This is a genomic window from Gemmata palustris (genome assembly GCF_017939745.1).
In the GTDB taxonomy this organism is placed as follows: Bacteria; Planctomycetota; Planctomycetia; order Gemmatales; family Gemmataceae; genus Gemmata; species Gemmata palustris.
Genome location: NZ_JAGKQQ010000001.1, coordinates 5621872 through 5648483 on the forward strand (window position 1 = coordinate 5621872; position 26612 = coordinate 5648483).

Consider the following 26612-nt stretch of genomic DNA (forward strand, 5'->3'; position numbering starts at 1 on the left):
CCGATGCGTACAACCGGCCCGAACTCGCAATTGGGTGAACCTTCGCGCGTCGCACCATCTCCATTCATCTTCGCGGCGCGGGTCCAAACGAGGTTCTGTCATGGCCGAGATATGGCGCATTCCGGGCTGCCCGGAGCCACCCGATTGGACGGTGGACTTAGCGGCGCTGCGCGAACTCTACCCGTGGCTCGAACCGCTCGGCGAGTGCCCGCAAGACCCGATCTTCCACGCGGAAGGCGACGTACTCACGCACCTGGGTATGGTGCTCACGGAACTCGCCGCACTCCCGGCATTTCGCGCGCTGACCGAGCAAGACCGGCACATTGTCTTCGCCGGCACGCTGCTACACGACATCTCGAAGCCGGAATGCACGCGCATCGAAGACGACGGTCGCGTGCGGTCGCCCGGGCACGCGGTGAAGGGCGTGTACAAGGCACGGCGAATACTCACGGACGACGAAGCGTTTGCGCCGCTCGGCACACCGTTCGAGATTCGTGAGCAAATTCTCGCGCTCGTGCGCTGGCACGGACTCCCCGCGAACTACCTCGATAAGCCGGACCCGCAGCGCGCGGTGATCCTCACCGGCCTGACGACGCGCATGGATCTGCTCACGATTCTCGCCGAAGCCGACCACCGCGGGCGCATCGTGAAGAAGGCCGACGACACGATGACGCGGATCGAGTTGTTCCGCGACTTCTGTGAAGAGTGCGAATCGTGGGACGGTCCGCGTGCGTTCGCCAACGATGTGTCGCGGTTCCACTACTTCCGCACGCCGAGCGAGCACCCGACACTGCACCTCTTCGATGACTCGAAATGCGAAGTCACAGTTCTCAGCGGCCTGCCCGGTAGCGGAAAGGACACGTGGGTGAGCGAACGTGCGGACGGCCACGAAGTCATCTCGCTCGACGACATTCGCCGCGAACTCGATGTCGAACCGGGCGACAACCAAAGTGCGGTGGTCGCGGCGGCTTACGATCGGGCGAAAGTGCTACTGCGTCGCAGTGAATCGTTTGTGTGGAACGCGACGAACGTGTCCCGCATGCTGCGCGGCAAAGTGATCGACCTGAGCGCGGCGTACAAGGCGCGAATCCGCGTGGTGTACCTGGAACCGCCGATTCCATCGATCCGTTCGCGCAACACCGGCCGCACGAAGCGCGTTCCCGAGCGCGTTTGGGAGCGGCTATTCGACAAGCTCGACGTGCCGACTCCCGCGGAATGCCACGCGGTCGAATATCTGGTGGGTGAAGTTTGATGACGGCACTCGAACCGCCCTCAAACTTCGCCCACCGGTACGGAGGCTAACATTTGCTAACATTTTGGCCCGGCGGAGGGATCGCCTCCGCTGGGTGTAATACGAACTGCTGACATTTCCAGTTCGACCGCGTTATTTCGCCTCTGCATTGAACGACGAACACGGCTAACAATTGCTAATGAACGCTAACGTTCTCCGCCAGCCCACGCTAACTTCCGCAACGGATCGCATCAAAGTGCTCCCGGCACGCCCGGCCGGTCGGTCTTGATAGATAATGTAATTATGACCAATTTGTGAACGGAAATCCAGTAAAATTAGAAAATGGAGCCAGCGTTCTCAATGGGTGCCAACTCGATGCCGGAGAACACGTTTGAATCGCCACCTCGACGTACCCGAGCACCCGAATTCGGTGCCCCTAAACGGAGGCGTTCGGCCTCACTTCTTGCCGACTTCCTTGAACCGAATCGTCACCTCACGGGGGCTGCCGTCCGTGAGTACCTTGTTGAACGGTTCCTTCACGTGGTCGGCCTGACCGATGTGCGTGCGTTCCTCGCCCTTCAGCACGAACGCGGTAACGTAGTAGCGGTTGTTGGCGTTTAATTCGCCCTTCGCGCCGATGGTGAACTCTTTCTTGGTCTCTTTGCCGGTCGCGTGCGTAAAATCCTTGATCTCCACTCTCTCCACCAGGTCCGCGGCCTTGTCCGCAATCCGTTTATCGATGCTATAGAGCCGGAGTTCCAACACGCGCCCGTCGAACGATGCGACATCTTTTGGGACGATCACCGTAACGGTGACCTTCGTAGTCGTGTCGTCCTTTTTGTCTTCGGCACGCGCAATCGTGGCGCCGATGAACAGAATTGCGGCACACGCGATGAGGCGGCCGAACATGGAGTTACGCCTTTGCGAAGTGAGGTATCGAAGGAAACGATACGTCGCAATGGCGGGTTCGACGAGGACCGATGTCGCAACCGGGCACACGAGTCGTAAAATGAGTGACAACCGGGTCCGTATTCCCTTCCGCGCACAACCGCCCCCAGGAGCGCGTAAGTCGCCAGCCACGAACCTGTATCAATTGTTGGGAAGTCTACGCATGGCCGAGCCACCGCTCACTCGCGTCACGCTGCTCACCCGTCTCAAGGACGGGCGCGACGCCGATGCGTGGCGGGAGTTCGTGCAGCTCTACGGCCCGGTCGTGTACCGGTTCGCACGCAACCGCGGCCTCCAGGACGCCGACGCCGCCGACCTCATGCAGGACGTGCTGCGGAGCGTCGCTCGCAACGCCCACCGCATGGAATACGACCCCAAGCGCGGCACCTTTCGCGGGTGGCTGTACACGGTCACGCGGAACAAGATTTACAACTTCCTCAGCAGCCAGCGGAACCGCCCCCGCGGGACCGGAGACGCGGACGCCCAGGAGCGCTTGGACGCGACCCCGGCCCGTGAGGAAGAGGGACCGGACGCGGACTGGGAAAAAGAGTACCAGCGCCGGCTCAGCGCCCGCGCGATGGAACTCGTTAAGGGCGAGTTCCAGCCCAACACGTGGTCCGCGTTCTGGCAGACGGCGGTGGAGGGCAAGTCCGCCGCCGAAGTGGGGACCGAATTGAAGATGAGCCCCGGCGCCGTGTACGTCGCCAAGAGCCGGGTGCTCGCCCGGCTCCGCGACGAGGTGCAGAAAATCATGGTCGAGGAAGACGCGGCCTGATTTAGCGCCCCTCGACCGCCCGGTACAATCATCCGCCGGCCCGCGGCCGGGGTTCGCCCGGCCCACCGGTTCCGCAGCCGGATTCGCCCGGAAGCAACATATGACAACCAACACGACGACGACCACCGAGTGCCCGCCGCTGAATGAGCTGGAACGGCTCATGCGCGGGCGCTGCACCGACGCCCGCACGTCGGCGCTGTGCGACCACGTCGGTGCGTGCCCCGCGTGCCAGAAGCGGCTCGATGCGCTCACCGGGTCCGGGTCCGGCTCCGGCCTCACCGACCACCTGCGAGAAGCGGACAAGGAAACTCCGCCCACTGACTCGTCGTACTGGCGCGCCCTGGCCAATGCCGAAGAAGAGTTACGGCGCACGGTCGCGTTCCCGGACAACGGGCTGGCCGACACCCCGGTTCCGCAAGACGAACTGAACCTCGACTTCCTTCAGCCGCCCGAAAAATCGGGGCGCCTCGGCAAGTTGGCGCAGTTCGACGTGATCCGCGTGGTCGGGCGCGGGGGCATGGGCGTCGTACTGCACGCCTACGACCCGTCGCTCGATCGCGACGTCGCCATCAAGGTCATCGACCCGCAACTCGCGAACAACGAGGTCGCGCGCCAGCGGTTCTGCCGCGAAGCCCGCGCCGCCGCCGCCGTCACGCACGACAACCTCGTCGCGGTCCACCAGGTGAACGAGGACGAGCCCTCGGGGCTGCCGTACCTCGTGATGCAGCTCGTGAACGGCGAATCGCTGGAACAGCGCATCCGGCGCGCCGGAAAACTGACCGCGGGCGAAGTCGCGCGGCTCGGGATGCAGGCCGCCGCCGGGCTCGCCGCCGCGCACGCCGGCGGGCTGATTCACCGCGACATCAAGCCCGCGAACATGCTGTTGGAATCGCCCGTCGATCGCGTAAAGCTGACCGACTTCGGGCTCGCCCGCGCTGCAGAAGACGTGAAACTCACGCGCACGGGATTCGTGGCCGGGTCGCCGCTGTACATGGCCCCGGAACAGGCCCGCGGGGACGAAGTGGACGCCCGCGCCGACCTGTTCTCGCTCGGCACCGTGCTCTACGAGGCCGCGACCGGTACCGCGCCGTTCGACGCGAAGACGCCGCTCGCCGTGCTCCGGCGCGTGTCCGACGAAACGCAGATGCCGCTGATGCGGATCAACCGCTCGATCCCCAAGTGGCTCTCCGACGCGGTGGACAAACTGCTCCAGAAGGAACCGGCCGATCGGTACCAGACCGCGTCCGAAGTGGCCGAAGTGTTCGCGTCCGGGCTGGCCGAGATGCACCTGCTCTCGCCACTGGACGTGCCGGCAGAAGTGTGTGCCGGGTCGCGAACGTCGTCCACTCGTGCCCCGCGCCAACCGATCTGCTGGAAGGCGGTCGGCTACCGCGCCAAACCGTGGGTGGGAGGGGCGATCCTCGGGGGATTGACCGTTGGGTTACTTTGGGGCTTCACGGGTAGCAAGTCCGCCCCCGTCGTGGAGCCGCCCCCGTCGGTGGCGCCCGTGGCCTCCGTCATGCCGGTGGAATCCGGACCTGAACCGCGCGTCGTGCTTAACGGCAACGGCGGACCGGTGTGGGGGCTCACGTTCCTCGACAATGAACGACTCGCGATGGGCCTCGAGTCCGGTGTGGTCAAAATCTGGGACTGGCAGAAGTCCACGGTGCGGAACACACTCGATCACAAAGAGAGCAACGGCGGGAACATCTGGTCGACGTCTTTGTCTCCGGACGGGAAGTACCTGATGACCGCGTCCGACGACTCGGCCGTTACGTTCTGGAACCTCCGAACGCTGTCCGTTGAACTGTCGTTCCCGGAATCGGTTTCGACCAAGACGGCCGTGTTCAGCCCGGACGGTCGGCACCTCGCGACCGGGAACCGGAACTCGAAGGTTCGCATTTGGGACTGGGCGGGTCAGGTCCCGCTCGTCGAACTGCGCCACCGCGGAACGGTCCACTCGATGTCGTACAACCCGGACGGTTCGCGGCTCGCGAGTGCCGGGTCCGACGGTAAGGTGCGCGTGTGGGACGTGAAGGACGTCGGTGTGACGCGCGACGCGCCGGTCAAGCTGCTGATGGAACTGAGTGAGCACCGGGGGGCGGTCTATTCGGTCGCGTACAACCCGGACGGGTCGAAACTCGCCAGCTCGGGTTGGGACGGGTACGTCCGGATCTGGGACGCGACCACCGGAACGCAGCTCCAGTCCATCAAGGGGCACGACGGCGACGCCTGGTCGGTGGCCTTCAGCAACTGCGGGAAGTGGGTCGCGAGTGCCGGGTCCGACGGCTTCGTGAAGGTGTGGGAAATCGAAACAGGTAAGGAAGCGTTCGCGTACCGCGGGTCGCGGCCTTTTCATGTAGTTCGGTTCGCACCGGACGGCACCACGCTCGCGGCCGGCGGGCGCGACGGCACCGTTCGGGTATGGGATCTCAAGAAGTAAGATGCGCGATAAACGGTAGCGGGCCAGAAGTCACTGTGCTTCTGGCCCGCTACCGTTTTTTAGATGCGCGCAGAGCAGTTGCCCACTCCACCCGCTCGTTAACACTCGCGGTTCGCCTGGAGTCGCTTGGCGAACCGCGAGTGTTAACGAGCGGGTGGTACTTTTGATCCTGTGAATCCTGTCCAAAACTCTTCGTGGTTCACACCGGCCGGCTCACACCAGCCGTGCGCCTCAAGCCGTACTGATTATCCGCGCCTTCACGTTGCAATTGTGTCACTTCGCGGGTGCGACTTTCACCTCAGCGTCCTTCGGGACCACGAACAACTTGACGTGCTGGCGCAGGTCGCGGGTGAGGCCCCGCGTGTAGGTCACCGCCAGCGCGGTTTTGCCGTCTTTCGTATCGCCGGTGAGGGCCACTTTGTCCCCGCCGGACCCGGCCCACGCGAACACTAACAATTTCTCCTTCGAGAAGTCCACCGACTTCTTCACGTCGTCGGCCGCGTCCTTGAGCACCGGGGACTTGGCGAGGTCATCGGCGGTCTTGATCTCCGTCGGCTCGCTCGCCTTCCCGCCATCGGGCACCTTCACCTTGAGGTCTTTGGTGGGGATCTCCTTCACCACCGACTTCTCTTCGGCTGCCAGAACCGGAGCCGCCAGAAACAGTGTCGCCAGAATTGCGCTTCGCATGGTTGAACCCTTAAATGGGGCGACGCGAGCAATTGCCCGCACCCCAAAAAGACGTATCGGCCCCGTGCTCGGATTGCTACTTTTGCCGGTCCGCGACGGCTTGTTGGGCTTCGCTGTCGTAGTCGCCCATCGCCCAGTTCATCACGCGGTCGGGCATCCAGCGGCTCAGTTTGATGAGCAGGTGCAGCGCCCGGGGGAAGTTGTACACCTTCTTACCGGCCCGAATCGCGCGGATCATCTTTCGCGCCGCGTAGTCGGCTTCCATTAATTGCGGCATGTGGAACTTGTTCGTCTCGGTCATCGGGGTCTTGATGAAGCCGGGACAGATGGTGGTCGTCCGCACGCCGGTGCCGCGCAGGTGCATTCGCAGCCCGTCCATGTACACGTTGACGGCGGCCTTGCTCGCGCAGTACGCGGACTCGGCCGGCAACCCGCGGTACGCGGCCAGGCTGGACACCGCCACGAGGTGCCCGCTCTTGCGCGCGAGCATCTCGGGGAGCGCGGCGGAGAGGGTGTAGATCACGCCCATCAGGTTGATGCGGAACGTGTCCTCGACGTCGCCCATGTTCACCGGGTCGCGGAGCGTGGGGCGCCCGACGCCCGCGTTCGCGATGACGAGATCGATGGGGCCGAGTTGCGCGCGCACGCGGGCGAACGCCGATTCGACTTGCTCGCGGTGCCCGACGTCCGCGGGCGCGGCGAGTGCCCGACCGTTCACAGTGCTGATTTGCGAGACGAGTTCGTTCAGCGGTTCTGCCCGGCGCGCGACGACGCCGACTTTTGCCCCTTCCGCCGCGAGTTGCTTCGCCAGTTCCCGGCCGATACCGCTCGACGCCCCGGTGACGAGCGCCACCTTCCCCGCGAATGCTCCTGCCATCGACTCCCCTCGACTCGACACGTGGTTTGTTGCGGGCAGTTTATGGATCGCGCGGAATAAAGAGGTGCTGCCGGAAAAATGTGCAAGGCGCGGGCAAGTGTGCGCGAATCGGGCGTCTCATTTGCAGATGACGCGGCAATTTGAAGCAACTTTGCGGCCGCAACGTTCGATTATTCAGGTGTGAGCGGCCGCGTTTTAGGAAGTGCCTGACTCAGCGGCAACCCTGATTCACAAAAAGTATTGTATAATTCTGGTGACTTGCTTATAGGCATGTCACTACGCCGCGGAAGCCCGACGCCGACCACTCGCACCACCCAAGTGCGAGGTGTCCCGAGGTGCATTTCGCGGTGGGTAGCCGGATCGCCGAGGCCCCGGGCCGATTGCCGCGACGTGAATAACGAAGCGGCCCCTTTCCACATCGGCCGCCCGCACCTCCCCGACCCGACACTCACAGGTGTCGTTACACGGGTCTTTTTACCAACCGCACACGCGGCAACGCCCTCCGTGCGCGCGTTCCAACTTACGGTGCGCCTATGTCCCCTTCTGATCTGGTTCTGGCCGCGATATTACTGTCCGCTCCGGTCGGCACGCCCGAGCAAGTGCCGGTACCGGAGCGGTGGCCCGCGGTCCGCGAGGCGATCCACAAGACCGCCGTCCGCTGGGAAATCATGGACCCGCGCGAGGAGCGGTACCTGCTGGCCGTGCGCGAGGACTTTGAACCGGATCTGAACCTGCTGCGGAAGCGGTACGTGGAACTGAGCGACGCGCCGAAGCTCATCGAGTGCCAGCGCCTGCCGGACCGCAGAACCGTGAACGAACTGATAAAGTTCAACCGCGCGTTCCGCAAGCACCTCGAAGAGCGCGAGGTGTGGGAGCAGGACCGCAGCGACCTGTTCACCCAGACGATGCAGGAAACCGATCGGCTCTACCAGCACTGGGACGCGATCCGCGACGCGCAGTGCGACTTCTACTACGTGACGGTGCGCCGGGCGGCCCTGAAGAAGCTCCGCGAGGCCATCGGCGAGGAAGCGTTCCTGGCCGGGGTGATGCCGTCCTACGTTCCCGAATGGCGGTTCGCGTTCGCCCCGTGATCGGGGACAGTGGCGAACGGAAAGCCCGAAAACAAAGGGCAGAAATATAAACGCCTGTGGCGTGTTGAACCCCTGATGGGGCGCAGCGAGCTAAACTCTGGTCCCGTTAAAAGCAGAACGAGCCCCGTGAGGGCGATGGAGGCTTTCGAGCCGGTCCGTCGCCCCCACGGGACTCGTTCTGCTTCTGACTTCCACTTCGGCTACCAACCGCCCGTTACCCGTGAAGTCAAAAGCCTCACGGACGGACTTCCAGCCCAGTCGTCTGCCATCCAAACAGGGTGTCATCTTTTCCGGCCGGGTAATCCTTACCGGTAAGAGTTGCAACGCGACCGCGAGAAATTGCAAGCGCGTTAAAAGCTACCGAGCCGCATTCGACATCAATTCAGTAGCTTGATAAGCCATTTCGTCTTATTCAGAAACGACTTGCGACAAATCACTGGAAACAAACTCCGATCTGGCACGGGTCGTGCTTTAACCTGATTCGTCGAAACGGTTCTCCCCCAGAACCCCGACAGAGGCCGAGTGGTTCCCCCAAATACACCGCCGCCTCCGCATCCGGTTTGCCTCCATCCCCCCAAGTAAGCCGCCCGGTCCCCCAACCGGGCGGCTTGCTCGTTTTTCCCTGCCTGTTTCACCTCAACACGAGTTCACGACCGGACACGCAACAGCTATCTTTCACACCGGTAGACTCCGTATAATCACGTCAGTGTACCCATTACCCTCGCGAGCGCACCTATGAGTGCCCCCGTCTACGTGCTGCCGCCGCTGTTGACCGGCCCGGCTCAGACGGCCCCCGCCCCCACCGAGCTGACGGACCTGCTGCGACAACTGATCGCGTTGCAACAAGAACAGGTGTCGCTGCTCAAAGCGCAAAGCACCAACCACGACCCGTCGAGTCGGTGGCGCGCGCTCCTCGCGCGGTGGACCGGTGAGTTCCCCAATATTGGTGGCGCGTGTAAGCAGGTGCTCCCGGCGATCGAGCGCGCGTATTTGGGACTCGTTCGCGAAGTGACGGATAAGCTCACTGACGATGCCGAGGTACTGACCGACGAATTCGTACTCGCCGAATTCCTCGACCGCTACGGCACGAAGCTGGCCCAGATGGGAAACATCGTGAACCAACTCACGCCGCTGGCCGATGCCTCTTCGACGGACAAAGGGTGACCGAGACCGGGATTGAACGGGTGGGGAGGCGGCACTGGTAACAGTGCGCTCCGTTTTTTCTTACCCCTTCACCCGCTGACCGGTTTACCCTGGCTCCATCCTTCCGGACTCGCTGCATGGAAATCGCACCCGCCGACCTGACCCGCGTTCGCGAACTGTACACACAAGGCCGCTACCGCCAGGCGCACGACGCGGCGACCGCGCTCGGACCCCTACGGGAGTGGTCCGGCACGACCGCGCGGCTCATCGGCGGGCGCCTCGCGATCCAGCTCGCCGCCCCGAAGCTCGGGCGCCGGATGCACCTCGCCGCGTTCCGCGCCACGCCCGCGTACCCCGAAGCGATCTACTACCACGCCCGCTACCGCATGGAGCGCTTCGGCCCGCTGTCCACGTGGCGGTTCATGCGGAACAACCCCGACTGGTCCGACGCGCCGCCCGAACTGCACGCGGACTGGCTCGCCCTCAGTGCGTTCATCGTCGCCCGGTTGCGCGACTTCGACCGCGCCGAGCGCCTGCTGAACCGCGCCGAGACGATCACCCCGGACCGCCCGTGGCCGTGCATCGAGCGCTCGAGCGCCTACGAGTTCGCCGACCGCCTCGACGACGCGATGGTCGCGGCGCGCCGGTCACTGGAGCTCCACCCGTGGTTCCGGCCCGGCGTGCAATCCGTTGCGCACCTGCTGCTCCGACAGGGCCGGGACCGCGAAGCACTCGATTTCCTCACGGAAGCGGACCGGAACCTCGAAAGCGGGTTAGTTTCCGCACAACTCGCAGCACTTCAGACCGACCTCGGCCACTACACCGACGCCCGGCGCACGCTCGACCGCTACGTGGAACTGTCGCCGTTGATTGAGCCGGAAGTGTCGAAGTGGTTGGCCGCGCGCCGGGCGGATTCCGCGTACTTCCTCGGTGAACCGGTAGTCGCAGCGCGCTTCGCCCGCGAGGTGAAGGACGAGTTCTACAACCAGTTCGCGGAACGACTGGAAGCGCGAGCGAGTGCCCCCGCCGCTCCCGTAAAGGAAGAAGAGCCCCCGAGAACGATCATCAAACTCGATTTCCCGCCCGCGCCCGCTGCGCCGAGCGTGTACGAGTTACTGGCCCGGTTCTGGCAGCACCCGCTCCCGGGAACGAGCGAGGGCGGTTCGCCGGCCGACGGGCTCCCGGACGCCCAAGAGCGCCAGCGGGTGGAAGAAGCCGGCTGGGTCGCGCGCGAGTTCACGCTCTCGCTCGGCGCCGCCGTCGCGCTCATCGAGCGCCGCGTGCCGTTCATCATCACGCTGGTCGAGGCCGGGTTTTCGCAACCCCGCTTGTGTGTCGGTGCGGACGCGATGCGCGGATCGGTATCCGTGGTGGACGGTTCCGACCGCAGGCCGGTCGATGCACCGGTCGGTTCCCTCGTGAAGCGGTTCGGACCATTCGGCCCGCGCTGCCTCGCGCTCGTACCGCCGGCGGAAGCGGGCAAACTCGACGACGTGCCGTTTACAGATGCGAGTGAGCGCGAAGCGCTGCACCAGGTGCAGAAGCCGCTGATCGCGCACGATCGGGGCGCGGCCGAAAGCGCCCTGCGCGTCATGCGCGACCAGTTCACCGACAGCAAGTTCACCACTTACGGCGAACTCGCGCTCGCCCGGTTCGACGCGCAACCGCTGCGCCTCCTCGAAATCTACGACGCGCTCCTCGCGAAGCACCCGCACGAATCGACGTGGGTGCTCTCGAAGGCGAACGTGTTGCGCGAACTGAACCGGATGTCCGAGCGCGAGGCGCTCCTCGGGGCCGAGAGCGCCCGCCTCGACGCCGAACCGATGGTGTCGCAGACGTTCGCACAGGCGATCCTGCCGTACCCGCACCGCCAGGCCGACGCGACGCGCCTCCTGCGCCGATCGGTGCAGGACCGGCCGACGGCCGCGGCGGGCTACTACCTGCTCGCGACGCAGTGGTGGGAAGAACGAAACTTCGACGAGGCCGCGGAACTGTACCGGTTCGCGTGTACGCTCGAAGAGCGCGAGGACCAGTTCGCGGACGCCTACTTCCGTGCGGCCCGCGCAACAGAGCAGGTGCCCGAAGCGCTCCGGCTGTTCCAACAGCGCGCGGGCCGCGCCGCGGTCCCGGTGCCCGCCGCGACGCGCGCGCTCTTCCAGGCGCTCATGGACCGCGACGAGCCGCAGCAGGCCGCAGCCGCCGTCGACCAGGCGATCCGCAAGTTGCAGGAACCTCCCCCGGCCCTCCCTGAAGGGAAAGGGGAGCCGGCGCGCGAAACCTCCGTAACAGGAACTGCGCCGGTAGATCGCGCCGGTTCTTTCTCCCCCCTCCCTTCAGGGAGGGGGGCCGGGGGGGTAGGTTCTTCCGAACGCTCCCAGGCACTCGGCGAACTGCTCCTCTTCCGCGCGGAGTGCCACGCCTCCGCGGACCGGTTCGCGGAGGCCGATGCCGACCTCACGGCCGCGAAGCCGCTCGTTCCGCCCGTTGCGTGGCACAAGGCGGCCGCCCGCGTCGCGCGCACCAAGCCCGACATCGCCAGCGCCGGCGCGCACTACCTCGAAGCGGTTAAACTCGAACCGCTTTCAATGGACGCGCACCGCACGCTCACGGCTCTGCTCGCCGACACCGACGGGCGCGCTGCGGCGCGCACGCACCTCGCGCAAGTGTGCCAGCGGTTCCCGCACCACTACCCGCTCCTGAAGCTCCGGGCCGAGTTCCTGTCGGGCGATACCGACGGCGACGCGGACCGCGCGCTCGTGGACGTGCTCACGGAGTACCCGAACGACGCCTGGGCGCTCCGCCAGCGTGCTCTCGTGCTCGCGGACCGCAAGCGGACCGACGAGGCCCTTCAGGACGTCACGCGCGCGGGCGAAATCGAGCCCAACCACCCGTGGTACTTTTCGGTACTCGCACAGGTCTACAAGCGCGCGGACCGCACCGCCGACGCGCTCGCCGCGATCCGCGACGGGCTGCGGCGCAACATCGACCAGGAGCCGCTAATCACGGAGTTCGTGCAACTCAGCCGCGGGCGCCGGGAGAAGCGCGAGGCCCTCGAGTTCATCGAGACCGAACTGCGCCGGCAACCGCACACGGGCGAGGGGCTGATGGCGTTCGTCGGCACCTCGCACCACGTGCTGCAGAGCAACGGCGACGCGGACGACCACGCCCGCTTACTCGAAACCCTCGAGCACGTCCTCGACGACCGGCCCGATCTCTGGCACGCTTGGTCCGTCGTCGCCCAGCAAATGGCCGGGATGGGGCGCCTGGACGAGGCCCATTCCCTTGCCCTGGAAGCGACCGAGCGCTTCCCCCTACTCGGCAAACTGTGGCTCGATCTCGCCCAGGTGTGCCACGCGATGGGCAACGCCGAGGGGCGCCTCGAAGCGCTGCGGCAAGCGGTCGCGGTGTCGCCGGGGTGGTCGCTGGCAGCGCGCGAACTGGCCGACGCGCTCGACGACGCCGAGCTGCGCGGGGAAGCCATTACCGTGCTCGAGCGCGCGACCGTGCGCAACCCGCTCGACGCGCTCGCCCACGGGTTCCTGGCCGAGCGGCTCTGGGACGAGGGCCGGTCGCGCGAGGCGCTCGACCGCGCGAAGACCGCGGTGCGCCTGGAACCGGGCTACGACTGGGCCTGGCACGCGGTCCAGATGTGGGCCGACCGGCTGGACGAGCCCGACGAGCCGGCGGACCTCACGCGCGAACTCGCGCGCGACCGGGCCGGCGACCCGCGCGTGTGGCTGCGGCTCGCGCGCATGCTCGGGCACCCGCGGCACAACGACGAGGTGCTGTCCGCGCTCGACCGCGCCATCGCGCTCGATCCGAAAAACGTGGAAGCACACGACCTGAAGGCCGAGCGGCTCGCGGAGATGGGTAAATTCGACGCCGCACTCGAGGCCGCGCAACCGGTGCAGTTCGCCGAGGACCGGCCGATCATCCTGCAGGGCCGCGAGGCGTGGGTCCAGGCGCGCCGCGGGAACTACGCCGCCGCGATCCCGCCCATGCAGGCGCTCGTCGCGGTCGACCCGTCGTATGTGTGGGGCTGGCACCAACTGGCCGACTGGTACAACGAGACCGGGCGCCCGGAGAACTACCTCGAGGCCGCGTCCGAACTGGTCCGGCTCCAACCTCACCACCCGACCGGCTGGACCATGCGCGGCGAGGCGAAGCTCCAGACCGGCGAGCGCGAGGGGGGCAAGAGCGACCTGCGCGAGGCGCTGAAGATCAGCGCGACCTACTCGCCGGCGGCCGCCATCCTGTTCGATGCGCACCTGGCGGACGAAGAGTTCCGCGAAGCTCGGGTCGCGCTGGCCGTGCTCCAGGAGCACGCGGGCGGGCCGGAAGTCGCGGTGAAACAGATCCAGCTCGCGTGCCGCACCGACGACGCGGAAACTGCCACGCGCGCGTTCGGCGAAATCTGCGAGGGGCCGGGAACGTCCGCGTTCCCCATTCAGGCCGCGCTCAATGAACTGCGCGGGTCGGGCTGGGAGGACCGCGCGCACCGCGTGCTGCGCGAGGCGTGGCAGAGCGGCGGGCCGTTCCACCCGTGGGTACCGATCTTCTGGATCGATTCGCCCGAGGGCCAGGACGCGGACCCCGGCGACCGGCTCCGCGCGGCCGAGGCGGTCATTAAGGCGTACCCGAAGTTCATGCCCGGGCACGACTGCAAGGCCGAGCAACTCGCACTCGCAGGGCGGTACGAAGAGGCGCTCGCCGCGTGCAAGCCCGCCGAGATGGGCGACCCGTTACCGGCGGAACTGCGCGGGCGCGGCGCCTGGATCGAGGCGCGCCGCGGGGACCGGGCGAAGGCCATTTCTATCATGCGGCAACTGGTGTCCGAGCACCCGCACTTCGTTCTGGGCTGGCGGCAACTCGCCGCGTGGTTCGACGCGACCGGGCGGCCCCGCGACTGCCTCGAAGCGAGCGAGCAGTTCGTGAAGCTCGAACCGGCCAACCCGCTCGCGTACATCTATCGCGGTGAGGCGCGGCGCAGCGTCGCGGACCGGCGCGGCGCGCTGGCCGACTTCCAGAAGGCGTTCGACCTCGACCCGACGTTTGAAGCGGCGGGCCTGAACCTCATCACCGAGCAACTCGCCGCGGGCGATACGGATTCCGCAGCGCGCACGCTGGCCGCGCTCCAGGAGCACGCGAGCGGCCCGCTCGTGCGCCTGCGCGGGATTCAGGTCGCGTGTCGCCAGGGGGCACTCGAACTCGCGGTGTCCCAGTTCCGCGAACTCGCGTCCGACCCGGAGGTGACGCGCGGCACGCTCCGCGAAGCCGTCCTCGCGTTCGACAGCGAGGGGTGGGGCGCGAAACTCACCGATGAACTCAAAGAACTCGCGTTCACCGCAGATGTGAACGCGGACGTGGCCGGACTGTGGGCCGACCGCGCGGTCGCGGCGGGCACGTCGGACGCGGTTTCCGAGCGCCTCCCGGACCTGCTCGTGCAGAATCCGACGGCCGGACGCGAGGTCGTACTCGCGTACCTGTGGGCACTCGCCGAGGCCGGCAAGCCGGTGCAGGGCACCGTTCAAAAACACAATGAAATCCTGCGCGCCGACGATACCGCTTGGGCACGAACGGGCGCCGCACTGGTCGCGGCCGGGCACCACGGCATGGCGTCCGCGTGGCTGGCCGACTGGCGCGACCGCCCGAACGTGGAAGCGTGGATGCTGCGCCCGCTTGCAATGGCGTTCCGCCTGCTGGACCAGGACGAGCGCGCGGCCGATGTGTGCCGCGCCGCGGTGAAGCTCGGCGGCACCGAAGACGTACTCGCGGACTTCCGCGCGTGGCTCGCGCTCGATCTGGCGCTCAGCGGCCAAACAGCGGAAGCCACCGCGCACACGGCGAAGATCGACCCCGTCACGGTGCCCGACAGCACGCGCCTGATTCTGGCGATGGCGCAAGCGGTGGTCATGGTGAAGCAGGCCGGGCCGGACGGCAAGGCCGGGGCCTTCAAGGAAGCGAAGGACACGCTGCGCGTGGCCGCGGCCGCGTGTGCAGCGAAGGACGTGCCCGCGGGGGCGGCCCGCGCGTACCGCCGCGTGGTGTCGTGCGTGGCGGGCGAGGCCAGCGCGCTCACGGCGAAACTCTGGGCCGTTTGGCAGCGCATCGCCCCCTGGGTCAAGTGATCCCGCCGGCGCGCCCGAGCGCCGGCACCCCTGAGACGCCCACGCTGCTTGTGACCGCGCAGCGCAATTGGTATTGTGGACGTTGCAAAACCGCGACCGAAAGAAGAGGGCCGGACATGGCCGAGCAAAAGCTGATCCTGGTGGTGGACGACGACCGCGAGCTGGTGGACGCGATGCGCGCGGTCCTGGAGCGCCAGGGCTTCAAAGTGATCCAGGCCCACGACGGGCACCAGGGTAAGCAGGCGATCTACAACGCGCGGCCCGACCTCGTGATCCTGGACATGATGATGCCGCGTATGGGCGGCTACCCGGTCCTCGAGCACTTCAAGGACAAGGGCGACGCGCCGCCGATCATCATGGTCACGGCCAACGAGGGCAGCCGGCACAAAGTGTACGCGGAGTACCTCGGCGTCATCGACTACATCCGCAAGCCGTTCGCGATGGAGCGCCTGCTCGATACGGTAAACAGGGCTCTGGGCACGGGTAAGCCGAAAGAAGAAAAGAAGGAAGAAGAGAAGCCAAAAGCCGAGTGAGTGCCTTGTCCGCTCGTGCGCGGTTCGCCTCACAATTGGCGAACCGCGCACGAGCAGTGAAGTGCCGGAACTATCGCACCCGCTGGCGCCACCGGGTACAGAGATCGCGTGCGGCCTCCGGCCACGACGGGAACCGGAACGCGAACCCCGCCTCCAGTAACTTCCCCGGTACGACGCGCCGACTCTTCAGCACCAGTTCCGATTCCGTTCTCAGCGCCCACGCGCCGAGTTCCACCATCCACTTCGCGGCGGGCAGCCCGAACCGCACGCCCCACGCTTCGCGGAGCGCCCGCATGAACTCCGCGTTCGGCAGAGGTTCCGGTGCGGCAATGTTTACCGGCCCGCGCATCGTGTCGTTCTGAATGAGGAACTCGACCGACGCGATGAAATCGTGCTCGTGGACCCACGACACGAACTGCCGACCGTCGCCCGCGCGCCCGCCGAGGCGCCGGCGCACCAGTCCCAGGAGCACATCGAAGACGCCCCCGCGGTCCGGGCTCAGGGTTATCGCCGAGCGCATCGCGACCTTTCGCGTGTGCGGCGTTTGGACCGAATCGAGTGCCTTTTCCCACGAAGTGGCCACATCGATACTGAACGTCCACGTGTCGGGCGCGTTCGGCTCGGTGCCCCCAATGGTGCCCGTGGTTTCATCGTTCGGCGCGTCGAAGCGGTGCGCGTAGATGGTCGCGGTGCTCGATTGCAGCCACACGCGGGGCGGGCGATTACACTTCCCGATCGCGTCCCCGACGAGCTGCACGGACCGCACGCGCGATTCGACGATCTCGCGCCGGTTCGCGGGCGTGTAGCGACAGTTCACGCTGCGCCCGACGAGATTAATGACCGCGTCCGCGCCTTCGAGTTCGTCCGCCCACGACCCCATCGTTCGCGCGTCCCACGGTACGGTGCGCCACGCGGTCGGGGCCGGCTTGCGGCTCAGGACAACGACCTCGTGCCCCGTTGCGTGGAAGTGCCGCGCGAGGATCGTGCCCACCTGCCCGGATCCACCGGGAATAACGATCTTCATTGGGAAATGCCCCGGAGGAGAATCGCTCCGGGGTATCAACCGCGAGAGGTAGAAGCCGGCAACAGAAATTGCGCCAGCCGCTTGATGCCATGCGCCCGAACGCCAAGTAGGAGCCTCGTTCCATCGAAAAGCGTTTCACTTACCGATTAGCGCGAAAGCGGCCAAGCCCAGGCCGATCACCGTGAGCACGAGCGCACCGAAGATCAGCGTGCGAAGCAAGCCGTACATCGACCGCAGCGAGCCGAGCGCGTTCATCAGGTGCCAGATGTCCTCGTTCTTCGTTTCCACGACCTTGCGGAACGACGTGGCCGCGCCGCCGGTCCAGAACCCGATGCACAGGCACAACAGCGCCGCGGACCCGAGGCCGATCGCGGGACCGTAGTTCCCCCCGGAGTTCACCGTTTGCATGGTCGTCAGCGCGGCCAGCACCACGAACGCCAGCCCGACCAACAGCATGAGCCCGGACGTGACCCGCATGGCGTCCGCGAGAGCGGATATCTCGCGGTTGTGTTCGTCGTTGAACTCGTACTGCTGCGATTTGTACTCTTTGATCGGCGGCAGATCGGGAACGGGGCTGGACACGGGTCACCTCGGGAACGGGTAGGGACACGTCTTGAATTGTACCCCGGCCGTGTAGCCCGAACTCACAATTGCGACACCCGACGGTGAACCGCTGTCGTATGTTCGGGACGACACAGACCGGATGTCGCGAATGAACTTCGACCGCCCCGCGACCAATGTATTCCGGCGTGCCGATCGTGATGAGGTCGGACGGAGTGTCGTGTGGAAGTTGATTAAGTGTGGGAGTTGATGAGCAGAAATGAAAGAACCGGCCGCGATGTCCTGAACTGTCGCCCATTCAGTTCAAAACTCGCGGCCGGTCTTCTTCTATCTTTACTCCGCGTTCCACAGTTGGTCAACTTCGGGCGGCGGAAAGTCGGACTCATTTTCCGCACGTGTCGGATTACACGACGACTCAAGCAGCGCCCCCAGTAGTGGTGCCGAACAAATTCGTCGATCACAAATCGTTTATTACTATTACTTTGCACCAATCATCCGGAAATTTCCCGTTCGTGGTACGAGTCGTGCTTTGCATCACCGCGTCGCCCAGGATCGCCCAAAAAGAATCGCCCAATTTCGCCCAAACTTGGTTCGCCCAGCCCGCCGGTAGTCGCCCACCATCGCCCTGGTTCGCCCAAAGTTCGCCCGCCCACGAGCGTCGCCCTCGCCCAGCGATAACCCGGCCGCACGCCCACGGCCGGGTTTCATTTGGACACCCACACTATCAATATTCCGTTCCGGTTCGCCCTCGGAACGCTGCCCGCGTCGAGCGCCCGTTCGCCCACCGCTCGACGCGGGCAGTTTCGTTTCCACACACAGATCAGGCCGCACAAACCGGATAATCGATTCGTTGAGCACAAAACGCGCCCTGTTTGTAAGCCCACCACGAACCGTTCCGGTGCAATTTCTTGCACTGCGACTTAAGCCCCCGTATAGTCGGTATCTCGAACCAACAAGTACGATTGCCGAAGTTATATCACCGACTCTCTACGATAATTCTGGCCGACCATAGTAGTTGATCCCTCACAACTGCGGTCGATCCAACTGCGCGATTGCGCGTTCTTGAATTGAAGGTAGTGCCATGAGTTCGCGCCGAAGCACGCCCCCCAACCCCCGCCAGTTCGTGCCCCGCGTGGAGGGACTTGAGGACCGCACGGTCCCGGCGGGGAACGTGCGAGTCACCGTGTTCGACGGCACCCTTTACGTCGCGGGCGACGATCAGGGCAACAAGATCTGGATCGCGGGCGCGGGCAGCGACCGGGCCACGATCCGCGCGCTCGACGCGACGACCACGATCAACGGGCAGGCCGGCCCCATCTCTGTGGGCGGGATCAGGCACGACCTCTACGTTCGGCTGTACGGCGGCGACGACCAACTGCTCGTCACCGGGATGCGCAACCGGGGCACGCTCGACGTCGATACGGGCGACGGGAACGACATCCTGGGCGTCTCCGACGCGGGGCAACGGGGCGCGACGATCCTGCACACCGGGGCCGGCAACGACAACGTGATCCTGAACGGGTCCATCTTCCGCAAGTACCTGTTCCTCGACACCGGGGCCGGGGACGACAGCGTGACGGCCTCGCGCATCGGCGTCATCAACTTCGGGATGCTCAACCCGTCGGGTAACGACTTCTTCGACAACCAGAATTCCACCATCACGCGCCCGGTAACGGTCGGTACGGTCACCAACGGCCCCGCCCCTGCCCCGGACACGACCGCGCCGACCGCCACCGTTACGACCACGGCTTCGGCCCGAACCAACACGAACCCGATCGCGCTGACGGTCTCCTTCGACGAGGACGTGACCGGGTTCGACGCAGCGGACCTGATCGTGACCAACGGCACGGTCGCGTCGGTGACGGCGCAGGACGCGCGAACGTACTCGGTCCAGGTCACCCCCGCGGGACAAGGGCCCATCACCGTGACGGTCGACGCGAACGGCGCGAGCGACGCGGCGGGTAACGGGAACCTGGCGTCGAACACGGTGGTCCTCACGTTCGACGACGTGGCCCCGGCGATCACGATCAACACCCTGTCGACCAACGACACGACCCCGACCCTGACGGGCACCGTGGACGATCCGACGGCGATCGTGCGGATAACGGTCAACAACCGGACGTACACCGCGACCGTGACGGGGACGACCTGGAGCGCGACCGTGACCGACGCGCTCGCCGATAACACCTACCCGGTCGCTGCGACGGCCACCGACACGGCCGGGAACATCGGCACGGCCGCATCCCCCACGGGCTTGGTACTGGACGCAACGGCACCGGCCGCCGTTTCGACGTTCGATCTCGCCGCCGCGTCCGACAGTGGGACGGTTGGGGACCTCCGCACCGATGCGAGCACGGTCACCCTCACCGGCACGGCCCCGGCCGGAACAATCGTCCGCCTGTACCGCATTGCTTCCGGTGTATCGGGTATCGGTACACAGATCGGAGAGGTAACGGCCGCGGGGAACGGAACGTACAGCTTCACCAACGTGGCGCTCAACGTCGGCCCCAACAGTTTGGCCGTTCGCGCCGTGGACAGCTTTGGTAACACCAGTACGGCACTCGCCCAGACCTTCACGCGGAACACCGCGCCGACCGTTACCTCTCCGATCGCCCCGCAAACGGTGGGCGTCGGCGCGCCCGACCTGATGTTCGATCTCACCACCAGGTTCGCCGACGCGGAGCGGGTCGTCCGGATGACGACCACCTACCCGACCGGCCAGACCGGGGCGATCGACATCAATCTGTTCGCGAGCGCCGCGCCCGCGACCGTGGCGAACTTCCTGTCGTACAACTACGACGGTACGGTCTTCCACCGACTGGAACCGAACTTCGTCCTTCAGGGCGGCGGGTTCACGTTCAACGACAGCGGAACGACCACGGCCACGGCGTTCCCGCCGATCACTACGTCCCCGCCCGTTGTGAACGAACCGAACGTCTCGAACACGCGCGGCACGATCGCGATGGCCAAACTCGGTAGCGATCCCAACAGTGCGACCAACCAGTTCTTCTTCAACCTGGGCGACAACTCGGGCAACCTCGACGCCCAGAACAGCGGGTTCACGGTGTTCGGGCAGGTCATGCACGGCGGTCAACAGGTGGTGGACGCCATCGCCGGGCTCTCCGTCTTCCGGAGCCTCAATTCCCCGGGCGCGGGGGCGGAAGCCTCGCCGTTCCCGATTCGGAGCGGAGCGGACACGACCAACTTCCCGGCCAACGTCAACGCGACCGATATCGCGATTGTGACCACCGTGCGCGAACTGGCCGCGGTCGATCGGATGGGCTTCGTGCCCACGAGTTCGGCCCCGGGTGTCGCGACGGCCAGCGTAAACCCAATGGGCCAACTGACGATCCACGCGGTCGCGAGCGGTACGACGACGATCACCGTGACCGCAACCGACCTCGATGGCTCGGCCACCCAGATCCAGTTCACGGTGACCGTGCCCTAATCTGCAGCCGAACTTGTTGTTACAGTGAACACAATCGAGCCCGTACCGTTCATTGCGGTGCGGGCTCAAGCCGTTTCTCGGATCAATCGATGCCCAGCACATCGACGCGGGTCACTGATTACTAACAATCACTAACATTCCCACCTCTGCGAACGGCTTTTTCGTCGAGCGGAGCCGGTCGCGGACCGGGTCAATTCTGCGATATTGCTGGACTTTTCTCCTCTGGGGGGCGAGCGCGACTAACATTCGCTAACATTTTCGGGCTCCCGCCCGGGTCCACGCCGCTTTTAACCCACAACAGCACGAGAGCGCACAAAACACCGGACGAATGCCGCGGCCCGCCACTAGTGAACTTGAATACATTATACCCAATCTCCGCGCCGCGCGAAGCACAACGCGAAAAAATCTCCGCCACCGGAGTGGGGTGAAATCACACGAACCGCGCGCCGCGCCCACCGACGATGAATACCCCGTGCCCCGTTCTACTCCCGGTAGAAGCGCACACCGAACACGACGCGGAGAACGGCACCCGCCGCGCACACGAGGACCAGCGCGCCGCCGCTCATAATCACCCGGAAGTTCTTCGCGTCCCGAGTGCCTTGCAACCCGATAAACTCGCAGACCGAGCCCGCTGCGGCACCCGTAACGAGAACGACAACAACGGCGAGAATCACAAACACCCAACCGAGTTCCGTTAAACGCGACGGCCTCGAACCGGCGCGCTCGCGATCATCGCCCCCGGGCGGTCTTCGCCAGGCGGGAACCTCGACCTCGCGCCCGCACGGGCACCGCACCGCGAGCCCCGCTTGCGACGAATCGGCCGCGACGTGTTGCCCGCACCCGCAGGGGATTTGAACGTTCATCGAAGACCGCCTCGCGATCGAATTCGCCGCCCCGTGTGAGCGAATTACGCGCTCACAGAAATGACTCACGGGTCGGGCGCTGTGCCGGATATGCTACCGCCACTTTAGCGCGAGATCGAGCCTCAATATTCGGGCCAGATAATCGCGCGAGAAGAGCTTAGAAAGTGTGGTCCGCGCGCTCCACGAGCGGGATCAGAAAGTCGCTCGTAACCCTTAACAGTGTTCACGATTCGGCCAAACAACAAAGCCCGCGCACGGAGCGAGCGGGCCACATTCAAAACAAACGGTCTTCAGTCGCTCGTATCACTTACCCGCGGTCCACCCGGGCCGGTCGAACGCGACCATCACCGTGGCGTTGCGGAGGTACAACCGCCCGCGGGCGACGATCGGGTGGTTCCAGGTCTTTCCCTTCACCGCGTCGACCTTCCACAGTTCCTCGAACTCGTCCGGTTTGGCCGCGACGCACGCCAACTGCCCCGTTTCGGACACGACGAGCAAGTTGTCGCCGACCAGGAGCACTTGCCCCGCCCCGTACTGGCCGTCCTTCCACGCGCGCGAGCCGTCCGCCAGTTTGAGGCACACGAGGCACCCGCTGTCCAAACCGTAAAGGTGCTCGCCCACGCGCACGACGTCGTTAAACTTCGGGGTGAACTTGGACGCCTTCCACACCTCCGACGCGGACCAGTTGCCCCCCTCGTTCTTCACCTTCACGCACCGCGTACCGATCCCGACGTTCCCGCCGCCGATCACGATCCGCCCGTCCGGGAGCACGAGCGGCTGAACCGTGGTCGGCTCGTTCTGGGCCGTCACCCAGTCGTACTTCCACAACTCCCGACCGGTTTCCGAGTCGTGGCCGAACAGCCCGGCACCGTTGAAGATCAGCACCTGAGACGCGCCCGCGATCGTTGCCGGGTGCGGGGACGAATAGCCTTCCGTCCCCTGGGCCTCCACCGCCCACTGCGTCGCCCCGGTCGCGGCATCGAGTGCGGCGAGGCGCGGACCGGTTTTGGACGCCGGGTGAACGATGACCCGATCACCGACCACAAGTGGCGACGCGGAGTGCCCGAACGTCGGCTTCGTTGCTCCGAACCGGTCGGCCAAATTCACGACCCAGACCGGCTCACCGTCGGTCGCGCGGAGGCACATGATTGCGCCGCTCGCGGTGGCGGCGAACACGCGCCCGTTCGCATACGTCGGAGTCGCGCGCGGGCCGACGCCGCTCGGCGCATCGGCGTGCTTGCCCGGCTCGCCGCGCGCCCAGACCACATCACCGGTATCGGCCCGGTAGCACACAACGGATTCGGAATCGCCCCGCTGCTCCTGCGTGTAGATGAACCCGCCGACCTCGCTGAACGAGGACCACGCCGGCCCGACCGTTGTGTTTCGCCAGAGTTCGCGCGGCGCGGTCCCGTCCCATCCACGCACCGCTGCCGCCGCCACCGCACCGTCGCGGTGCGCGCCCCGGAACCCGGGCCAATCCAACGGTGACACGGGAACCAACTCCGCAACCGTACCGGTCGGAACCACGGTCGCACGGTCCGCGAGTTGTTCGGCCGCGCTCTCGGCAACCGACGGCACCCACCGGTACGACGTGTCCATCTCGAACGTCCCCGTCACCCCGTCGAGCCGGAGCGCCAACCACGGCGACACCGCCGCCAGCGAGATCAGTCCGGCCGCCGGCCACCGCCGGGCGGCGGGGACAACGGCGAGCACCGAACCGGTGATCGCCGCGGTCAGCGGAATCCCCCAGATGCCCGCGAACGGGCGCATCTTTGAGTCCGCGCCAACGACCGCAATCGCGATACCCGCCGCCACTACCAGTACCCCGAGAACGCGCCGCCCGAATTTTCCGTCGCCGAGTGCCACCCACCACAGCGCGAACCCGAGCAGCGCCACGACCGGGCCGAGCATCACCATCAGCATCATCATTTGCGAAGGGATCGGGATGGAGTCGTTCCGTCCCGCCAGCCGGCCCAGGCCGTACATGCTGGCCCCGAAGACGATCGCCACCACCAGCGCCCGCCGCCACCCGGCCCGGACCGGTGCGGGCTCGGGCGCCCAGTCGGTTGGATCAGCCATAGCTCCCTCATTGGCATTGAGTTCGGGCGACGGGATGCAACAATGTGACAGCGAACGATCTGCGATCGGACTCGATTCTGTAATTACGGATATTGTATAGGTTCAGCAATGTCAAGTGAGACTGCGCTGTCGGGGGACGGCGCGCTGCGACTGGCCCGTGCGTTCGCCAACTTCGGCCCCGCTTACTTCAAGTGGGTCCAAAGTCAATTCGCTGCGTGCGGCGTCAGCTTTGCGCGCATGCGATTGCTCGCTGTGCTCCACAAGTTGGGGCCGCAAATCATGAGCAGCCTGAGTGACGAACTCGGGGTCACAGCGCGCAACGTGACGGCACTGGTAGACGCACTGGAAGGGGACGGGCTCGTTCGCCGGGTACCACACGCGACCGATCGGCGCGCGACCGTGGTCGAACTGACGGAAACCGGCGCCCGGCACGGGTGCCTGATGGCGGGCGGCGCGCACCTGGAGATGATCGCGGCCCTGTTCCGCGATCTGACGGAAGAGGAACAGGGCCAAATGCTTTCGATTGTCACGAAGCTTCAGGGCTTACTCGCCCAGCGTGGCTTCACGGGCGGCCCCGTGACCGCCACCGAGTGACTGGTGAACGGCATCTAATCGCATGGAAAAGCTACCTGTCCGTAGCCGGCCTCTGTCAACCAATTGCAAACGCGGATAGCGCTGGGCCGTGAGCGGGGTATTGGTTGTGCCCTCTCCCCTTGCGGGAGAGGGTCGCCGCGCTTCGCGGCGGGGTGAGGGGTTGCTTCCCGATACAGGAGGTTACCCCTCACCCGGTTCGCAAAGCCTCACCACCCTCTCCCGCAAGGGGAGAGGGCAAAAATCCGAAGCCGACTAAAGCCCAAGTTTGCAATCCGTTGTGTGACAGGGCAGTTACAGAAAATCGCCCAGGCAAGCGGCATGACACCGGCACCACTTCACGGGGACGATTTGCGCACGCGGGCCTCGATCACGGTGACAGCAGCCAGGGCACGGGTGCGCACCACGGGGTCGTCCGTCGCCATCGCGTAGGTGCGTAACTCCTCCGCCGACTCGCCCCCTCCAACGGCCTCCAGAATGCCGATCGCGGTCAACCGCGTGGTCTGGTCGTCGGCGCGCTTCAGGAGCGCGAGCGCGGCCTGTTCCGCCGGCGCGCCGCCGATTTCCCGGAGCGACATCTTCGCCTGATTCGTTTCCTCGCCGGCCCGCCCGATGAGCGACTGGACCGCGCGCGCGGACTCAGGGTCCTTCCACCGCGGCAGTAACCGCAGCGCGCGGACGCGCTCCTCCTGGGTCGGCGACCGGATCGCCGCGAGGCACGCCGCCCGCGCGCTCGCCGCGTTCGGGTCCGGGTCCCACTGCGTGAGCGCAGCCATCGCCGCGACCCGCACATCGGTTAACTGGTGTGCGCACAACGCTTTTAATTCGGCCGCCAGTTCCGTGCGGTCGTTGGCGTCCGCGGACCGAATCGGGTCGGTCTTCGCAAGGATTTCCAGGAGCTTGATGAGCGAATCGTAGGCGCGCTGGTCCCGGAACGTGCGCAGTTGCGCGAGCTTCGACTCCGCGACCGGGTCCGGTGCGGCCTTCTGATCGTTTTTCGCCAAAAACGACTGCGCGACGGTCGCGAAAGCTGCTGCTGCGAAAGCCAGCCCCACGAGCACAACACCGGTAAGCACGAACCGGAGGGGGCGAAACTTCGCGTACTTGTACTGCGTGAGATAGTAGAGCGTAATCGGTGGGATCGCACACACGAGTCCGCGCTGCGGGTCGCGCATGTACGTCAAGAAGACGATCCATGCGTACCCGATGACGATCTGCAAAACTCCGACCACCAACCCCGACACCCACAAACTCGGGTCGGTGAACAGCGTGACCAGTACGCACGCGACACCGATGCCGGTGAGTAACATCCACGCGGCCGTTGACGGGCGCAAGTCGCGCCGCGGCGCGGGCGGCGGCCGCATCCGGCTGCTGAGCGCGGCGGTGAGTGCAACAGCAATGTCAACCTGTGTTTGCAACCGCACCGGTTCAGCGCGTGGGGCGCGCGACGGGGCATCGACCGCACGTGCGACGGGAGCTGGGGGAGCGGGCCGCTCAGGGGCACGCGGAGTTGGCGCGGGCGCGGAGGGTACGTTGCGGGCCGGTTGCGGCGGCGGGGTCGCGATCGCGATCGCGGTGGTGGGCTCCGGCTCGGGTTCGTGAACCGGTTCGGGCTCACTCTGTAGCAGCCGCGGAGCGGGGCGCGCGATTCGCGGTGCAACGGGTTCGGGATCGAATACGACCGGTACGGGAGCCGGCGGTTCTTCGGGAGCCCCATCCGGCTCGTGCTCGACATCCACGGGGGTCAGCCCGTGCATGTGAAGATCGGGGATTTGCGGGAGTTCGTTCGGTTCGTCCACAACGGGAGCCGACGCGACCAGTTCCCGCACCGGCTCAATTTCGGCCGGATGCGCGACATCCTGGTAAATCGGCTCCGTCGGTGGAGCAATCGGCTCCTCCACAGGCGCGACTTCGACTTCTGCGGGCGCGTCTTCGTGTGGGGTGAGCGGTAATTCGATTTCGGGAAACGATGCGGAGCGAACTTCGACCGGTATCGCGGGCGCGGGCGGGTTCAGCAATTCGCCCGTTTCCGTCAGCCAGAGTGCGGTATCGGCGGGGATTTGGTGTGGTTTCAGGCACGCTTTGCACACGCTCGACTGACCGGCCCGGCGCTCGTGAGCGACGGTCAGTGCGGCGCAGTGCGGGCAGCGGTACCGAATCATCGACAACTCCGGGCGGGCGCACGGCACT

17 protein-coding genes are annotated in these 26612 nt (G+C 65.8%); 9 read left to right on the top strand and 8 right to left on the bottom strand.

What is annotated here, in order from left to right; genetic code table 11:
* The first annotated feature begins 100 nt into the window (after positions 1 to 100).
* Positions 101 to 1252 carry an AAA family ATPase gene (locus tag J8F10_RS23140; protein WP_210657879.1) on the top strand — a complete coding sequence of 384 codons (1152 nt, stop codon included), beginning with the start codon at positions 101 to 103 and terminating at the stop codon, positions 1250 to 1252.
* Positions 1253 to 1687: 435 nt separating this feature from the next.
* On the opposite strand, the gene J8F10_RS23145 is transcribed toward J8F10_RS23140, so the two are convergent.
* The gene (locus tag J8F10_RS23145) at positions 1688 to 2140 is read right to left on the bottom strand and encodes a hypothetical protein (RefSeq protein WP_210657881.1); all 453 of its coding nucleotides are present in this window, start codon (positions 2138 to 2140) and stop codon (positions 1688 to 1690) included.
* 202 nt (positions 2141 to 2342) lie between these two features.
* On the opposite strand from J8F10_RS23145, the gene J8F10_RS23150 reads away from it, so the two are divergent.
* Together J8F10_RS23150 and J8F10_RS23155 are read left to right on the top strand one after the other, a co-directional pair.
* On the top strand, positions 2343 to 2954 hold the full coding sequence (locus J8F10_RS23150; protein ID WP_210657883.1) for an RNA polymerase sigma factor: 612 nt from the start codon (positions 2343 to 2345) through the stop codon (positions 2952 to 2954).
* Positions 2955 to 3054: 100 nt separating this feature from the next.
* On the top strand, positions 3055 to 5397 hold the full coding sequence (locus tag J8F10_RS23155) for a WD40 repeat domain-containing serine/threonine protein kinase (RefSeq protein WP_210657885.1): 2343 nt from the start codon (positions 3055 to 3057) through the stop codon (positions 5395 to 5397).
* A gap of 273 nt (positions 5398 to 5670) precedes the next feature.
* On the opposite strand, the gene J8F10_RS23160 is transcribed toward J8F10_RS23155, so the two are convergent.
* Entirely contained in the window at positions 5671 to 6084 is a 414-nt protein-coding gene (locus J8F10_RS23160) for a hypothetical protein (RefSeq protein ID WP_210657887.1), read from the bottom strand.
* A gap of 76 nt (positions 6085 to 6160) precedes the next feature.
* Complete coding sequence (locus tag J8F10_RS23165) at positions 6161 to 6961, bottom strand: SDR family NAD(P)-dependent oxidoreductase (protein ID WP_210657889.1); 801 nt, start codon at positions 6959 to 6961, stop codon at positions 6161 to 6163.
* Positions 6962 to 7494: 533 nt separating this feature from the next.
* Here J8F10_RS23165 and J8F10_RS23170 point away from each other — a divergent pair.
* From J8F10_RS23170 to J8F10_RS23185, 4 genes are all read left to right on the top strand, one after another.
* The gene (locus J8F10_RS23170; RefSeq protein ID WP_210657891.1) at positions 7495 to 8052 is read left to right on the top strand and encodes a hypothetical protein; all 558 of its coding nucleotides are present in this window, start codon (positions 7495 to 7497) and stop codon (positions 8050 to 8052) included.
* A 735-nt stretch (positions 8053 to 8787) separates the two neighbouring features.
* Positions 8788 to 9216, top strand: a complete 429-nt coding sequence (locus J8F10_RS23175) for a hypothetical protein (protein ID WP_210657893.1) — start codon at positions 8788 to 8790, stop codon at positions 9214 to 9216.
* Between the two features lie 116 nt (positions 9217 to 9332).
* On the top strand, positions 9333 to 15323 hold the full coding sequence (locus J8F10_RS23180; RefSeq protein WP_210657894.1) for a hypothetical protein: 5991 nt from the start codon (positions 9333 to 9335) through the stop codon (positions 15321 to 15323).
* A gap of 116 nt (positions 15324 to 15439) precedes the next feature.
* Positions 15440 to 15856: a response regulator transcription factor gene (locus J8F10_RS23185; RefSeq protein WP_210657896.1), complete on the top strand. Its 417-nt coding sequence runs from the start codon at positions 15440 to 15442 to the stop codon at positions 15854 to 15856.
* 70 nt (positions 15857 to 15926) lie between these two features.
* Here the strand turns inward: J8F10_RS23185 and J8F10_RS23190 are convergent, their stop codons facing one another.
* Both J8F10_RS23190 and J8F10_RS23195 read right to left on the bottom strand, forming a co-directional pair.
* Entirely contained in the window at positions 15927 to 16880 is a 954-nt protein-coding gene (locus tag J8F10_RS23190; RefSeq protein ID WP_210657898.1) for a TIGR01777 family oxidoreductase, read from the bottom strand.
* Between the two features lie 135 nt (positions 16881 to 17015).
* On the bottom strand, positions 17016 to 17462 hold the full coding sequence (locus J8F10_RS23195) for a hypothetical protein (protein ID WP_210657900.1): 447 nt from the start codon (positions 17460 to 17462) through the stop codon (positions 17016 to 17018).
* Positions 17463 to 18522: 1060 nt separating this feature from the next.
* On the opposite strand from J8F10_RS23195, the gene J8F10_RS23200 reads away from it, so the two are divergent.
* On the top strand, positions 18523 to 20889 hold the full coding sequence (locus tag J8F10_RS23200; protein ID WP_210657902.1) for a peptidylprolyl isomerase: 2367 nt from the start codon (positions 18523 to 18525) through the stop codon (positions 20887 to 20889).
* 482 nt (positions 20890 to 21371) lie between these two features.
* Here J8F10_RS23200 and J8F10_RS23205 read toward each other — a convergent pair whose 3' ends face one another.
* Complete coding sequence (locus J8F10_RS23205; RefSeq protein WP_210657905.1) at positions 21372 to 21752, bottom strand: hypothetical protein; 381 nt, start codon at positions 21750 to 21752, stop codon at positions 21372 to 21374.
* 303 nt (positions 21753 to 22055) lie between these two features.
* Positions 22056 to 23831, bottom strand: coding sequence for an outer membrane protein assembly factor BamB family protein (locus J8F10_RS23210; RefSeq protein WP_210657907.1), 1776 nt, complete (start codon positions 23829 to 23831; stop codon positions 22056 to 22058).
* Positions 23832 to 23939: 108 nt separating this feature from the next.
* Here J8F10_RS23210 and J8F10_RS23215 point away from each other — a divergent pair, with 108 nt between their 5' ends.
* The gene (locus J8F10_RS23215) at positions 23940 to 24425 is read left to right on the top strand and encodes a MarR family winged helix-turn-helix transcriptional regulator (RefSeq protein WP_210657909.1); all 486 of its coding nucleotides are present in this window, start codon (positions 23940 to 23942) and stop codon (positions 24423 to 24425) included.
* Between the two features lie 335 nt (positions 24426 to 24760).
* Here the strand turns inward: J8F10_RS23215 and J8F10_RS23220 are convergent, their stop codons facing one another.
* Positions 24761 to 26584 (bottom strand): hypothetical protein, encoded by a 1824-nt coding sequence (locus J8F10_RS23220; RefSeq protein WP_210657911.1) that lies wholly within the window; start codon positions 26582 to 26584, stop codon positions 24761 to 24763.
* Positions 26585 to 26612 lie beyond the last annotated feature (28 nt).

Excerpts from the sequence above, each read along its gene's own strand:
- J8F10_RS23140 (WP_210657879.1), top strand. The coding sequence starts at position 101 with ATGGCCGAGATATGGCGCATTCCGGGCTGCCCGGAGCCACCCGATTGG.
- J8F10_RS23145 (WP_210657881.1), bottom strand. The coding sequence starts at position 2,140 with ATGTTCGGCCGCCTCATCGCGTGTGCCGCAATTCTGTTCATCGGCGCC.
- J8F10_RS23150 (WP_210657883.1), top strand. The coding sequence starts at position 2,343 with ATGGCCGAGCCACCGCTCACTCGCGTCACGCTGCTCACCCGTCTCAAG.
- J8F10_RS23155 (WP_210657885.1), top strand. The coding sequence starts at position 3,055 with ATGACAACCAACACGACGACGACCACCGAGTGCCCGCCGCTGAATGAG.
- J8F10_RS23160 (WP_210657887.1), bottom strand. The coding sequence starts at position 6,084 with ATGCGAAGCGCAATTCTGGCGACACTGTTTCTGGCGGCTCCGGTTCTG.
- J8F10_RS23165 (WP_210657889.1), bottom strand. The coding sequence starts at position 6,961 with ATGGCAGGAGCATTCGCGGGGAAGGTGGCGCTCGTCACCGGGGCGTCG.
- J8F10_RS23170 (WP_210657891.1), top strand. The coding sequence starts at position 7,495 with ATGTCCCCTTCTGATCTGGTTCTGGCCGCGATATTACTGTCCGCTCCG.
- J8F10_RS23175 (WP_210657893.1), top strand. The coding sequence starts at position 8,788 with ATGAGTGCCCCCGTCTACGTGCTGCCGCCGCTGTTGACCGGCCCGGCT.
- J8F10_RS23180 (WP_210657894.1), top strand. The coding sequence starts at position 9,333 with ATGGAAATCGCACCCGCCGACCTGACCCGCGTTCGCGAACTGTACACA.
- J8F10_RS23185 (WP_210657896.1), top strand. The coding sequence starts at position 15,440 with ATGGCCGAGCAAAAGCTGATCCTGGTGGTGGACGACGACCGCGAGCTG.
- J8F10_RS23190 (WP_210657898.1), bottom strand. The coding sequence starts at position 16,880 with ATGAAGATCGTTATTCCCGGTGGATCCGGGCAGGTGGGCACGATCCTC.
- J8F10_RS23200 (WP_210657902.1), top strand. The coding sequence starts at position 18,523 with ATGAGTTCGCGCCGAAGCACGCCCCCCAACCCCCGCCAGTTCGTGCCC.
- J8F10_RS23205 (WP_210657905.1), bottom strand. The coding sequence starts at position 21,752 with ATGAACGTTCAAATCCCCTGCGGGTGCGGGCAACACGTCGCGGCCGAT.
- J8F10_RS23210 (WP_210657907.1), bottom strand. The coding sequence starts at position 23,831 with ATGGCTGATCCAACCGACTGGGCGCCCGAGCCCGCACCGGTCCGGGCC.
- J8F10_RS23215 (WP_210657909.1), top strand. The coding sequence starts at position 23,940 with ATGTCAAGTGAGACTGCGCTGTCGGGGGACGGCGCGCTGCGACTGGCC.
- J8F10_RS23220 (WP_210657911.1), bottom strand. The coding sequence starts at position 26,584 with ATGATTCGGTACCGCTGCCCGCACTGCGCCGCACTGACCGTCGCTCAC.